The sequence below is a fragment of the Herbaspirillum sp. RV1423 genome (assembly GCF_000577615.1).
Lineage (GTDB): Bacteria > Pseudomonadota > Gammaproteobacteria > Burkholderiales > Burkholderiaceae_D > Herbaspirillum.
Map to the genome: position 1 here is coordinate 38,503 of NZ_CBXX010000015.1, position 12,987 is coordinate 51,489.

Annotated in this window: 13 protein-coding genes; 12 read left to right on the forward strand and 1 reads right to left on the reverse strand. The window is 62.7% G+C overall.

The genetic code is table 11. The annotated features are described in order from the left end of the window. Window positions 1-40 precede the first annotated feature (40 nt). The 12 genes from RV1423_RS15240 to RV1423_RS15295 all read left to right on the forward strand — a co-directional run bounded on the left by RV1423_RS15240 (window position 41) and on the right by RV1423_RS15295 (window position 12,332). Window positions 41-994: an ABC transporter permease gene (locus RV1423_RS15240; protein ID WP_034298186.1), complete on the forward strand. Its 954-nt coding sequence runs from the start codon at window positions 41-43 to the stop codon at window positions 992-994. Window positions 995-996: 2 nt separating this feature from the next. Further along, window positions 997-1,890 (forward strand): ABC transporter permease, encoded by an 894-nt coding sequence (locus RV1423_RS15245; protein WP_034298190.1) that lies wholly within the window; start codon window positions 997-999, stop codon window positions 1,888-1,890. Next, window positions 1,887-2,936 carry an ABC transporter ATP-binding protein gene (locus RV1423_RS15250; RefSeq protein WP_034298191.1) on the forward strand — a complete coding sequence of 350 codons (1,050 nt, stop codon included), beginning with the start codon at window positions 1,887-1,889 and terminating at the stop codon, window positions 2,934-2,936. Before RV1423_RS15245 ends, RV1423_RS15250 begins: the two co-directional genes overlap by 4 nt. Next, the gene (locus tag RV1423_RS15255) at window positions 2,929-3,933 is read left to right on the forward strand and encodes an ABC transporter ATP-binding protein (protein WP_034298193.1); all 1,005 of its coding nucleotides are present in this window, start codon (window positions 2,929-2,931) and stop codon (window positions 3,931-3,933) included. Before RV1423_RS15250 ends, RV1423_RS15255 begins: the two co-directional genes overlap by 8 nt. Window positions 3,934-3,946: 13 nt before the next feature. Next, window positions 3,947-5,197 carry an amidase gene (locus tag RV1423_RS15260; protein WP_034298195.1) on the forward strand — a complete coding sequence of 417 codons (1,251 nt, stop codon included), beginning with the start codon at window positions 3,947-3,949 and terminating at the stop codon, window positions 5,195-5,197. Next, complete coding sequence (locus tag RV1423_RS15265) at window positions 5,184-5,702, forward strand: ureidoglycolate lyase (RefSeq protein ID WP_034298197.1); 519 nt, start codon at window positions 5,184-5,186, stop codon at window positions 5,700-5,702. The genes RV1423_RS15260 and RV1423_RS15265 overlap by 14 nt, the downstream gene beginning before the upstream one ends. Window positions 5,703-5,834: 132 nt before the next feature. Beyond that, complete coding sequence (gene rarD, locus RV1423_RS15270) at window positions 5,835-6,713, forward strand: EamA family transporter RarD (protein ID WP_034298199.1); 879 nt, start codon at window positions 5,835-5,837, stop codon at window positions 6,711-6,713. A 69-nt stretch (window positions 6,714-6,782) separates the two neighbouring features. Further along, window positions 6,783-8,450 carry an energy-dependent translational throttle protein EttA gene (gene ettA, locus RV1423_RS15275; protein ID WP_034298203.1) on the forward strand — a complete coding sequence of 556 codons (1,668 nt, stop codon included), beginning with the start codon at window positions 6,783-6,785 and terminating at the stop codon, window positions 8,448-8,450. Between the two features lie 309 nt (window positions 8,451-8,759). Then, complete coding sequence (locus RV1423_RS15280; RefSeq protein ID WP_034298206.1) at window positions 8,760-9,926, forward strand: branched-chain amino acid ABC transporter substrate-binding protein; 1,167 nt, start codon at window positions 8,760-8,762, stop codon at window positions 9,924-9,926. 123 nt (window positions 9,927-10,049) lie between these two features. Continuing rightward, a complete protein-coding gene (locus RV1423_RS15285; RefSeq protein WP_051516700.1) occupies window positions 10,050-10,328 on the forward strand; it encodes a hypothetical protein in 279 nt (92 codons plus the stop codon). A 198-nt stretch (window positions 10,329-10,526) separates the two neighbouring features. Continuing rightward, window positions 10,527-11,447 carry a bile acid:sodium symporter family protein gene (locus RV1423_RS15290; protein ID WP_034298208.1) on the forward strand — a complete coding sequence of 307 codons (921 nt, stop codon included), beginning with the start codon at window positions 10,527-10,529 and terminating at the stop codon, window positions 11,445-11,447. Between the two features lie 297 nt (window positions 11,448-11,744). Continuing rightward, the gene (locus tag RV1423_RS15295; RefSeq protein WP_034298211.1) at window positions 11,745-12,332 is read left to right on the forward strand and encodes a molybdopterin-dependent oxidoreductase; all 588 of its coding nucleotides are present in this window, start codon (window positions 11,745-11,747) and stop codon (window positions 12,330-12,332) included. Window positions 12,333-12,349: 17 nt separating this feature from the next. Here RV1423_RS15295 and RV1423_RS15300 read toward each other — a convergent pair whose 3' ends face one another. Next, window positions 12,350-12,928, reverse strand: a complete 579-nt coding sequence (locus RV1423_RS15300) for a DUF4337 domain-containing protein (protein ID WP_034298213.1) — start codon at window positions 12,926-12,928, stop codon at window positions 12,350-12,352. Window positions 12,929-12,987: the final 59 nt, after the last annotated feature.

The window sequence follows — 12,987 nt, forward strand, 5'->3', positions numbered from 1 at the left end:
GAGGGCAATCCCGGCGGCAGAAACGACTGACTGAAAACCCATGATTTCCTACCTGATCCGACGCGTGCTGTATGCCTTGCCCATTATGCTGGGCGTGGCGTTCCTGTGCTTCATGCTGGTTCACATCGCGCCCGGCGATCCGCTGGTGGCTATCTTGCCGCCCGACGCGTCCGTCGATCTGCAAAAGCAGTTGATGGAACTCTACGGTTTCAATCGCAGTTATCCCGAACAATTTTTCAGTTGGGTCTGGCGCGCCATGCATGGCGACCTCGGCAGTTCGATCGCCACCGGACGTCCGGTAGCGCAGGAAGTGTTCAAGGCCGTCGGCAACACCTTCATGCTGGCCGCGCTGGCGACACTGATCGGTTTCTTTTTCGGCTCGCTGTTCGGTTTTGTCGCGGGCTACTTCCGCAACTCCTGGGTCGACAAGATCGCTTCCTTCATTTCCGTGATCGGCGTGAGCGTGCCGCATTACTGGCTCGGCATGGTGCTGGTCATCATCTTCTCGTCGCAACTGATGTGGCTGCCTGCCACCGGCGCCGGTCCCGACGGATCGGGCGCATGGATCTGGGACGTCGAGCACGTCAAATACCTGATCATGCCGGCCGTCACGATGTCGTTCATCCCGATGGGCATCATCGCGCGCACCGTGCGCGCACTGGTCGCCGACATCCTGTCCCAGGAATTCGTGATCGGCCTGAAGGCGCGCGGCCTCGGCGAATTCGGCGTGTTCCGCCACGTCGTCAAGAACTGCGCGCCGACCGCGATGGCGGTGATGGGTTTGCAACTGGGTTATCTGCTGGGCGGCTCGATCCTGATCGAGACGGTATTCTCCTGGCCCGGCACCGGCTTCCTGCTGAACCAGGCGATCTTCCAGCGCGACCTGCCGCTGCTGCAGGGCACGATCCTGGTGCTGGCGCTATTCTTCGTGTCGCTGAACCTGTTGGTCGACATCCTGCAAACCGTGTTCGATCCGCGCATAGAAAGAGCCTGACCATGCAAGCGACTGTCGCCGTTCCTTCCACCATATCGCCGCCGGCCTTCACGCGTTCGCGCGGACATTGGGCCAACGTCGCCGCGCGCATCGTGCGCAATCCGCTGGCGATGATTGCCGCATTGATTCTGCTGACGCTGATCTGCCTGGCGCTGTTCGCGCCGTGGCTGATGCCGGCCGATCCGTTCGCCGCGTCGATGTTTACGCGGCTCAAGCCGATCGGCACTCCTGGCCACATTTTCGGCACCGACGAACTGGGCCGCGACCTGTTGTCGCGCTTGATCCTCGGCGGCCGCCTGTCGCTGTTCATGGGCATCACGCCGGTGCTGCTGGCATTCGTGATCGGCAGCGGCATCGGCATCCTGGCCGGCTACGCGGGCGGCATCGTCAATACCGTCATCATGCGCACCATCGACGTGCTGTACGCATTTCCCTCGGTGCTGCTGGCGATCGCCCTGTCGGGCGCGCTCGGCGCCGGCATCGTCAATGCGCTGACCTCGCTGACCATCGTTTTCATTCCGCAGATCGCGCGCATCGCCGAGAGCGTCACCACGCAGGTGCGCCGCAGCGATTACGTCGACGCCGCACGCGCGTCGGGCGCGGGCGCTTTCACCATCGTGCGCGCGCACGTGCTGGGCAATGTGCTTGGACCGATCTTCGTCTATTCGACCAGCCTGATCTCGGTGTCGATGATCCTGGCCTCTGGCTTGTCCTTCCTCGGTCTCGGCGTCAAGCCGCCGGAGCCGGAATGGGGCCTGATGCTCAACACGCTGCGCACCGCCATTTATACGCAGCCGTGGGTGGCGGCCTTGCCGGGCGCCTTCATCTTCATCACATCCATTTCATTCAACATGTTGTCCGACGGCTTGCGTTCGGCGATGGAGGTCAAGCAATGACGGACCAACGCGATATCGGCGGACCGCGCCAGCCCCTGCTGCAGGTGCGCGATCTGCTCAAGCATTTTCCGCTCAAGGGAAAAGGGCTTCCATTTGCGCCTTTCACTTCTTCGCGCAGCGCCGTGCGCGCCGTCGACGGCATCAACTTCGACATCCTCAAGGGCGAGACGCTGGGCGTGGTCGGCGAATCCGGCTGCGGCAAATCGACCACCGCGCGCGTGCTTATGCAACTGATCAATCAGGACAGCGGCGAGTTGGTGTTCGACGGTGAGACGGTCGGTTCGCGCGCCTTGCCGCTGCGTCAGTTCCGCCGCCAGACGCAGATGGTGTTCCAGGACAGTTACTCGTCGCTCAATCCGCGCATGACGATCGAGGATTCGATTGCCTTCGCGCCCATCGTCCACGGCTTGCCGTCGCGCGCAGCGATCACGCGCGCACGCGATTTGCTGGCGCGCGTCGGCTTGCAGCCGGCGCGTTTCGCCGGCCGCTATCCGCACGAGCTGTCGGGCGGCCAGCGCCAGCGCGTCAACATTGCGCGTGCGCTGGCGCTGGAGCCGCGCCTGGTGATTCTCGACGAAGCGGTTTCGGCGCTCGACAAGTCGGTCGAGGCGCAAGTGCTCAACCTGCTGCTCGACCTCAAGCAGGAGTTCGGTCTGACTTATCTGTTCATCAGCCACGACCTCAACGTGGTGCGCTTCATTTCGGATCGCGTGCTGGTGATGTATCTCGGCCAGGTTGTCGAGATCGGTTCGTCCGATCAGGTGTTCGACCGGCCTAAACATCCCTACACGCGCGCCTTGCTGCAATCGATGCCGAGCATGGATCCCTTGCAACGCACGACGCAGGCGCCGCTGGCCGGCGATCCGCCCAATCCTATCGACCCGCCGAGCGGATGCCGCTTCCATACGCGCTGTGCCTTTGCGCAGCCCGTGTGTAATCAGCGCGCGCCGCTCTTCGCCAGCGACGACAGCGGCCACGGCGTGGCCTGCCTGCGCTACGAAGCCGATACCGCATCCCTGTTCGCCCGCGAGGTGGCCCATGTCTGACATGATTTCCCTGCGCGACCTGCAAGTGCAGTTCTTCGCGCCGAAGAAGCTGATCCGTGCCGTCAACGGCGTCAACCTGAGCGTCGGCCAGGGCGAAGTGGTCGCGCTGATCGGTGAATCCGGTTCGGGCAAGAGCGTCACGCTGCGTTCCATCATGCGTTTGCATCCTGAGCGCTCGACCCGCATCAGCGGCGGCTTGCGCGTCGACGGCAAGGACGTGCTGGCGCTGTCGCAGCGCGAACTGGCGGCGTTGCGCGGCGACACCGTGGCGATGATCTTCCAGGAACCGCTGCTGGCGCTCGATCCCGTCTACACCGTTGGCGACCAGATCATCGAGACGATCCGCCGCCACAAGAAGGTATCCAGGGCGGAAGCGCGCAGGCAGGCGCTGGGCCTGTTCGAGAAAGTGCGCATCCCGAGTCCGGAACGTCGCCTCGATGCCTATCCGCACGAGATGTCGGGCGGCATGCGCCAGCGCGCCATGATTGCGCTGGCCTTGTCGTGCTCGCCCAAGGTCTTGCTGGCCGACGAGCCGACCACGGCGCTCGACGCCACCGTGCAGATCCAGATCCTGCTGTTGCTGCGCGAGCTGCAAAAGGAACTGGGCCTGTCCATCGTCTTCGTCACGCACGACATCGGCGCGGCGGCGGAAGTGGCCGATCGCATCGCCGTCATGTATGCCGGCAAGATCATCGAACAGGGCCCCGCCGCGACGCTGCTGACGCGGCCGCGCCATCCCTACACCTTGTCGCTGCTCAAGAGCCGCAGCCACGGCGCCATGCAAAAGGGCCAGCGCCTGGAAACCATCGCCGGCGCGCCGCCGGATTTGTCCAACCTGCCATCCGGCTGCGCCTTCGCCGAGCGCTGCAAACATGGCCTCGCCGAATGCCACAGCATGCAGCCGCGCGAAGAGACGCTGGCGCCCGGCCACGTCGTCAGTTGCCTGCGCGTGCACCAGATCGCTGACGCCCCGGCCGCCCCGGCGGCAACCCATTAACGGAACTTTCATCATGAACACCCAGATCACCTCTTCTTCCCCGCATCCGGAAAAATCCTTCCCGCTTGTCGATGCGCAAGCAGCACGTTGTTTCGTCCCTTATCCGGCGCCGACGGTCACGGCGATTTCTTCCGGCCCGCTGGCCGGGCTGCGCTTTGCAGTGAAGGACATCTTCGACGTCGCCGGCTATCCGACCGGTTGCGGCAATCCGCACATGCTGGCGCTGTCCGGCATCAAGAGCGTTTCGGCCGAGGCCGTGACGGCGCTGGCGCAGACCGGTGCGAAATTCGTCGGCAAGACCTATACCGACGAACTGGCGTTTTCCATGAACGGCAAAAATGCCCACTTCGGCACGCCGCGCAACGGCGGCGCGCCTGACCGGATTCCGGGCGGCTCCAGCTCGGGGTCTGCCTCAGCCGTGTCCAACGGGCTGGCGGATGTTGCACTCGGTACCGATACCGGCGGTTCCGTACGTGCTCCCGCCAGCCACTGCGGGCTGATCGGCCTGCGTCCGACGCATGCGCGCGTGAGCCTGAAAGGCACGATGGACCTGGCGCCGTCGTTCGACACCTGCGGCTGGTTTGCACGCGACATCGACAACTTCGCGCGCGCCGGCGAAGTCCTGCTGGGCGAAGACACCTGCATGCTGCCGGATGGTGCGCCGGCCATGCCGCAGATGCTGGTGGCGGCCGACGTGCTGGCGCTGCTGGAGCCGCGCGTGCAGGAAGTCTTCATGCAGACGCTGGAACGCCTGTCCGGCGCGATCGGCATGCCGCTGCCGGTGAAGACGGCGACGCCGTCCTTCGATGCCTTGTACTGGTCTTTCCGTTACATCCAGGGCTACGAAGCATGGCAAAGCCACGGCGCCACGATCCGTCGCCACGACCTGCAACTCGGTCCGGGCGTGGCCGAACGTTTTGCGTGGTCGAGTCAGATCACGGCGCAGCAAATGCAGGAACACGCCGGCGTGCGCGATCGTTTCCGCGAAGATTTCCTGCGTCTGCTCGGCAACGATCGCGTGATGCTCTTGCCGACCATGCCCGACGTCGCGCCCTTGCTGAGCGAGTCGGAGCAGGTGCTGGAAGACTATCGCAACCAGGCTGTGCGCATGCTGTGCCTGGCCGGCTTGTCCGGCTGTCCGCAGATTTCGCTGCCGTTGATGACGCTGGACGGCGCGCCGTTCGGGTTCTCCCTGATCGGCCCGCGTGGCAGCGACCAGGCGTTGATCCGCTTGTCGAGGAAACTGATCGATGAGCTTGCCTGACCTGTCCGAGGCGAGGACGATCGCGGCGCAGGCGTTGACGCCGGCAGCCTTCGCCGGCTTCGGCGACGTGATCGTTGCCGAAGCCGGCGGCAGCACGCCGATCAACCAGGGTACGGCGCAGCGTTTCGATGACCTCACCGCACTCGACGTGAGCGAGCAGGGCGGCACAGCCTGCGTGGCGATCTTCCGTACGCAGGACGGTGCGCATGTCGCGCCTTACCGACTGACCGTGTTCGAGCGCCATGTGCTGGGCAGCCAGACCTTCGTGCCGCTCGCGCAGGGACGTTGCCTTGCCGTGCTGGCGCACGGCGACGACGCGCCCGACGAAAGCGCCATCGCGGCTTTCATCGTCGAACCGGGCCAGGGCATCACCTTGAAGCGCGGCGTCTGGCACCATCCGCTGATCACCATCGGCGGCGCCGACGTGCTCGTCATCGAGCGCCGTGCGGCGCATGCCGATTGCGAAATCCGGCGTGTCGAAGGGCAGTTCGTCGTCGCGCTTTGACAACTTGAAGCAGTCCTGATCCGGCGCGCCCTGCCGCGAAAGAAAAATCCTGTGATAATGGCGTCGCTGCCGTGAGATCCTGAAAAGGTTTCGCGGCGCTTTCCTTTTTGCCATTCCACTTTTCAGTTCGCCATGTTTTACGCGATAAGCTGCTTTCTGCTCTGGGGTCTGTTTCCGCTGTACTTCAAGCTGTTGCAAGACGTTTCTTCTTTCGACATCGTCGTCCAGCGCATCTTCTGGTCGCTGATCTTCCTCGTCATCGTGCTGAGCTGGAAGCGCCAATGGGCATGGTTGGGCGAAGCGGCGCGGCGACCGCGCGTGCTGCTCGGTTTCCTGATCAGCGCGCTGCTGTTGTCAGGCAACTGGGTGTTGTATGTGTGGGCGGTCAACAGCGGCCGCATCGTCGACGCCAGCCTGGGTTACTTCATGAGCCCGCTGCTGAGCGTGTTGCTCGGTTCGGTGGTGCTCAAGGAGCGGCTGCGTCCGCTGCAATGGCTGGCGGTCTTGCTGGCGCTGGGCGCGGTGCTGTGGCTGACCTGGATGAACGGCGCCTTGCCATGGATCGGCCTGACCATCGCCGTGACCTTCGGCCTCTACGGCTTGCTGCGCAAGACCGCGCATCTGGGCGCGCTGCAGGGGCTGGCGCTGGAAACCATTCTGCTGGCGCCGCTGGTGCTGGCCATTCTCGCGGTATCGGCGCTGCACGGCGCCAACGGTTTCCTGCAGGCGTCACCGTCGTCGCAGGTGCTGCTGGCGCTATCGGGACCGGTCACGGCGATTCCCTTGCTGTTGTTCGCCCGCGCCGCGCGGCGCATTCCGCTGTCCTTGCTGGGATTGCTGCAATACATTTCGCCTACGATGCAACTGTTGACCGGGGTGTTCATCTACGACGAACCCTTCGACGGGCCGCGCCTGACCGGATTCGTGGTGATCTGGGCCGCGCTGGCTGTATACTCGCTGGAAGGACTGTGGCGGTTGTGGGCCGGCAAGGCGCGCACCGCCGGCGCGTAAGCCCGGATTGCGGGATTGCGCGCTGCATCGTCTCACTTTTTCATCATCCATCCATACTGGCATTCAAACATGGCTCAATACGTATTCACTATGAACCGCGTCGGCAAGATCGTGCCGCCGAAGCGGCAGATCCTGAAGGACATTTCGCTGTCGTTCTTCCCCGGCGCCAAGATCGGCGTGCTGGGCCTGAACGGCTCGGGCAAGTCGACGCTGCTCAAGATCATGGCCGGCATCGACAAGGACATCGAAGGCGAAGCGATCCCGATGCCCAACCTGAACATCGGCTACCTGCCGCAGGAACCGCAGCTCGATCCGGAAAAGACCGTGCGCCAGGAAGTCGAAAGCGCGCTGGGCGAAGTGTTCGAAGCGCAGGCCAAGCTCGATGCCGTCTACGCCGCCTATGCCGAGGAAGACGCCGATTTCGACGCCCTCGCCACCGAACAGGCGCGGCTGGAAGCGATCATCGCCGCCTCCGACGGCAACAGCCTGAACCAGCAATTGGAAATGGCCGCCGACGCGCTGCGCCTGCCGCCGTGGGATGCAAAAATCGGTGTGCTGTCGGGCGGCGAAAAGCGCCGCGTGGCGCTGTGCAAGCTGCTGCTGTCCAAGCCCGACATGCTGCTGCTCGACGAGCCGACCAACCATCTGGACGCCGAATCGGTGGACTGGCTGGAGCAGTTCCTGCAACGCTTCCCCGGCACCGTCGTGGCGATCACCCATGATCGCTACTTCCTCGACAATGCCGCCGAGTGGATCCTGGAACTGGACCGCGGCCATGGCATTCCGTGGAAGGGCAATTACTCGTCCTGGCTGGAACAGAAGGAGGCGCGCCTGAAGCAGGAAGAAGCCAGCGAATCGGCGCGCCAGAAGACCATCGCCAAGGAACTGGAGTGGGTGCGCCAGAATCCCAAGGGCCGCCAGGCCAAGAGCAAGGCGCGTCTGTCGCGCTTCAACGAACTCTCCGAACATGAATACCAGAAGCGCAACGAAACCCAGGAAATCTTCATTCCCGTGGCCGAGCGCCTGGGCAATGAAGTCATCGAATTCAAGAACGTCAGCAAGGGCTACGGCGACCGCCTGCTGATCGACAACCTCAACTTCAAGATCCCGGCCGGCGCCATCGTCGGCATCATCGGCCCCAACGGCGCCGGCAAATCGACGCTGTTCCGCATGCTGGCAGGCCGCGAACAGCCGGACGGCGGCGAACTGGCGCTCGGACCCACCGTCAGGATTTCGCTGGTCGATCAGTCGCGCGAAGACCTGGAAAACAAGAAGACCGTGTTCGAAGACGTCGCCAACGGCGCCGACATCCTGACGGTCGGCCGTTTTGAAATGCCGTCGCGCGCCTATCTGGGACGCTTCAACTTCAAGGGCGGCGACCAGCAGAAGATTGTCGGCAACCTGTCCGGCGGCGAACGCGGCCGCCTGCACCTGGCGAAGACATTGTTGCAAGGCGGCAATGTCTTGCTGCTGGACGAACCGTCCAACGACCTCGACGTCGAAACCCTGCGTGCGCTGGAAGACGCCTTGCTGGAATTTGCCGGCACCGTGCTGGTGATCAGCCATGATCGCTGGTTCCTGGACCGTATCGCCACCCACATCATTTCTTTCGAGGGCGATTCGCAGGTTGCTTTCTTCGACGGCAACTATCAGGAATATGAAGCCGACAAGAAAAAGCGTCTCGGCGAAGAAGGCGCCAAGCCCAAGCGCATCCGTTACAAGCCGGTCACGCGCTGATCCTTGCCGCCGGGATATTGCGGATTACGCAACATCCCGGCGGCATGCGGGCAAATGCCCCGGCCGGCGGCAATGCCGTTCAGTTAAGCCTCAAAATGTCCATTCTTTCCGGTCGTCCCGGCATTCGCCGCGCTGATTGCGCCGGACAGGAATATGCTCAACCGAATGGCATTACCGCCGGCCGGGGCATTGTTGCATTTTGGAATGTCTTGTAAACCTTGCTCCTTTTCGTATTTTTTTGATCGTGTCTCTCGCCTGTGTGAGGTATAAGAACAGACGCTTGACATGATAAATTTACGCGGAGGCGTTATGTGTTTTTTCAACCGCGCGCACAAGATGGCGGTCCTTCTGGTACTACTGGCATCACTGGCGCAAGCGCAGGCTTGCCTGGCGGCCGATGACGAAGTCCAGACCGTCACGATAGGATTTACCGGCGCCCTGAGCGGCGTTTCGGAAGCATTCAGCAAGAGCCTCGCCAATGCGGCGGAACTGGCGATTGCCGAAAACAATCGCGCACCTTTCAAGATCAACGGCAAGCGCATCCAGTTCCGGCTGCTGCGCATGGACGATCGCAGCGACCCGGAGCGTGCGAAGGAAGTCGCCAGGATCCTGGTCAAGGAGGGCGTGATCGGCGTCATCGGCGGCGCCAACAGCGGCACCAGCATCGCCGGCGCAAAGATCTACGCTGCGGCCGGCATTCCGCAGATTTCTCCGGCGGCCAGCCTGCGCAAATATACCGAATCGGGATCGCGGACAACCTTTCGCATGGTCGGCATCGACGATCAAGCCTGCGTTTTCCTCGGCGAATATGTGGTCAACGAAATGCATGCCCAGCGCGTTGCCGTCATCGACAACGGCACGCTGTTCGGCAGCACGGTCGCCGCACGCTTCAGTGAAGTGGCCCAAGACCACGGCGCGGTGATCGTGCGGCGCGACTCGGTGAGCGACATGCTGACCGATTTCAGCGGCATCCTGAAGAGCGCCAAGGCGCAAGACGTCGATCTGGTTTTCTTCGGCGGCTATTCGTCCCAGACCAGCATGCTGGCCCAGAACATGGCGCGCATGGAGATGAAGGCGCATCTGGTCACCACCATGGTCGGCATTGTCGGTACGCCCTTCCTGATTTCGGCGGGCTCCGCAGCCAACGGCACCATTGCGCAGGAAGCCGGCATCTCGTTCGGCAAAATGCCGGGCTGGAAGAAATTCGAAACCGACTTCACGCAACGTTTCGATTTCAACATCTATGGCCTGACGCCGTATGCATACGATGCCGCCCATGTCCTCATGGCGGCGGTGCGCCAGGCCAACGCGCTCGATCCGAGAAAGGTCGCTTACGCTTTGCATCAGATCAGCCACAAGGGATTGACCGGAACCGTTTCCTTCGACGCCAGCGGCAATCCGCGCACGCCATCGTTTACCATCTACGAAGTGCAGAATCAAAAATGGGTGGCGCTGAGGACCCACACCGTGCGGTGATTCCATCCGGCCTGCGGCTCCATTCGCGGCATGTAAAGGAAGTGTAAGCAGCCTCTTTACGATTGCTCGCCGCATGATTTTGTGGGATAGGCTTGCGCTCTGTCTGTCCTTATCGCGGAGCCCATGTTGACGCCGACTCGTTTCCTTCCCCTGCTTGCCGTCGCGGCGCTGTCCGCATGTTCTTCCGGCGGCGACATCGTCCAGCTCGATCGCGACACTTACATGGTGACCGCGCAATCGCGTCTGGGCAACGCCAACGGCGCGGCGGCGGGAATAACGAAGGCCGATGCCTATTGCAAGGAACGCGGCAAGCGCATGCAGATGACCGGCGCGGAAACCTCCGACGGCGTGATCGGCATATGGCCGTCGAAGAGCGTGGTGATGTTCAGATGCGCGGCCTGATGCGGTCCGCAAGGCGACTGCCTGCAAGGATGGCGGCGCGCAGGTAAAATGGCGGCTCTTGTGCGTCCAAAAGATGCATGGACAGGCCGGCATCGCCGCACGCTATCCGTTGCATCCGCCTCCTGAACACGCGCTCGCGTCATCCGCGGAAATGCTCACACAATAACTTCCCCTCATCCGCTGAAACGATCGTTCATCATGCTTGCAAGCCTTACCCGTCTGTTCCCCCTGTGGGCGCTGCTGCTGTCCGCTGTTGCCTATTTTTCGCCGTCCACCTTTACACCCATCGGCCCCCACGTCACCATTCTGCTGACGCTGATCATGCTGACCATGGGCGTGACATTGACGGTCGACGATTTCAAACGCATCGTCAAACGTCCCGCGCCGGTCGCTGCCGGCATCGTGCTGCATTACCTGGTCATGCCGCTGGCCGCCTGGCTTATCGCCAAATTGCTGCGCATGCCGCCTGACCTGACCGCCGGCATGGTGCTGGTCGGCAGCGTCGCCAGCGGTACGGCGTCCAACGTCATGATCTACCTGTCGCGCGGCGACGTCGCGCTGTCGGTGACGATTTCGACCCTGTCGGCGCTGGTCAGCGTATTCGCCACGCCGTTGCTGACCGAGTTGTATGTGGATGCGTCGATTCATTTCGATGCGCATGCGATGCTGATGAGCATCGTGCAGATCGTGGTGGTGCCCATCGTCGTCGGCCTGGTGCTGAACCTGTTCGCCGGCAAGCTGATCCGCCGCGTCGAGCCTTACCTGTCGCTGGTGTCGATGGTGGCGATCCTGCTGATCATCGCCGCCGTGGTCGGCGGCAGCCAGGCCAGCATCGCTTCGGTCGGGCTGGTGGTGCTGGTCGGCGTCATCCTGCATAACGGCCTCGGCCTCCTGGGCGGTTACTGGGGCGGGCGGCTGCTCGGTTTCGACGAAGCGATCTGCCGCACGCTGGCGATCGAGGTCGGCATGCAGAATTCCGGTCTCGCGGCGGCGCTGGGCAAGCTGTACTTCACGCCGCTGGCGGCCTTGCCGGGCGCGCTGTTCTCGGTCTGGCACAATCTGTCGGGGTCGATGCTGGCCGGTTTCTGGCGCGGCCGGCCGCCGAAGGATCAGGTCTGAGCCGGTCTTATGCAACGGGAAAAGCGGACTGCGGTTCTCATGCCGTAAAAAGCTCCTTGCCGCATTGTCGGTCCATCATAACTGTCACAACTGTCGTCCTGACGAAAGTCAGGACCCAGCGTCGCATCGGACGTCGTCATGACGCTGGGTCCCAGCGTGCGCCGCGACGACGGCTGGGAGAACTGGCTTAACTGGATGGCATGAGGAGTGCGGTCCGCTTTTTATGTCCGCCGGACGGATGCGATCCGGAATTATCGGGCATCATGCAGCTCATCGTCTGCAAACGGAGAAGCGATCATGAAGAAACGGAATTTTCTCGCCGCCGGACTGCTCGGCGTCGGCAGCGTCGCCATGGCGGCAAGCGGCAAGAAGAACCTCGCCTGTCGCGCCGAGGCCGGTCCGGTCCTGCTCACCGTGACCGGCGCCATCGGCGCGGGCAATCGCGGCGCGCTCGATCCGGCGCTGGACCAGATGATGGCCAAACAGAAGCTGCAATTCAACCGCGCCCACACCTTCGACTTTGCCGCGCTGGCGGCTCTGCCGCAGGTGGTCATCAAACCGACGCTGGAATACGACGGCAAGCAGCACACGCTGAGCGGCCCCTTGCTGGGCGAGGTCATGGACGCCGCCGGCGCATCCGCCGCAAGCGATGTCCTGCTGCGCGCGGTCGACGGCTACGCCGTGCAGGCGTCGATGGCCGACATTCGCAAGTACCGCTTCATCGTCGCCACCCATCTGGACGGCAAGCCGATTCCGCTGGGCGGCCTGGGACCGTTGTGGGCGGTGTATGACGCCGACAGTTTTGCCGACATCATGGCAAAACCGCTGAGTGCGAGATTCACGCTATGCCCGTGGGGGATGTATCACATGGAAGCCAAAGCCTAGGCTTCCAGGCCCTTGCCTCAGATATGCATCGCCGCCAACGTTCCCAGCACCACGCTGGCGCCGGCTGCGGTGTAGGAAATCTTCTTGAGCCAGTCCTTGCGCGTGAGCAGCGTGATCGCCGCCAGCGAGATGGCGATCTGGATCGCCGTCATGGCTTGAGCCCAGCGGTGATGCTGGTGCAGTTTGACTTCCGACAGCTCATCCCATTCCTTGGATTCGGCTTCCAGCTTCTCGGCGGCCTTGCGGATTTCTTCTTTCTCCGATTTGTAGCGTTCGGCAGCGGCAGTGTATTTTGCCGCGTCGACGCCGGGAATCGTCGCCGCCAGTTCGGCCAGATTCTGGCGGCTCGATTTGGCCTGGTAGTAATTCCACTGGTTCGCCGCTTCGGTCTTCTTGATCGCAGCATTGTTCTTGTTCATCGCCACCGTGCTTTCGGTGGACCCGGCTTGATAACTGAACAGCGCACCGATGGTCGCCATGATGGCGGTCATGACGGCGATCTTGCCGGCGAAATTGTCGCCGCTGGAATGCGCGTGTTCGGTCACGTGTTCCAGATGATGTTCATGCGGACTGGGGACTTCAAATTCTTCTGCCATGCGAGCGCTCTTTATCTTGATTGACTTGTTATCTTTGCATGTCCGGCGTCGCCGGGCAT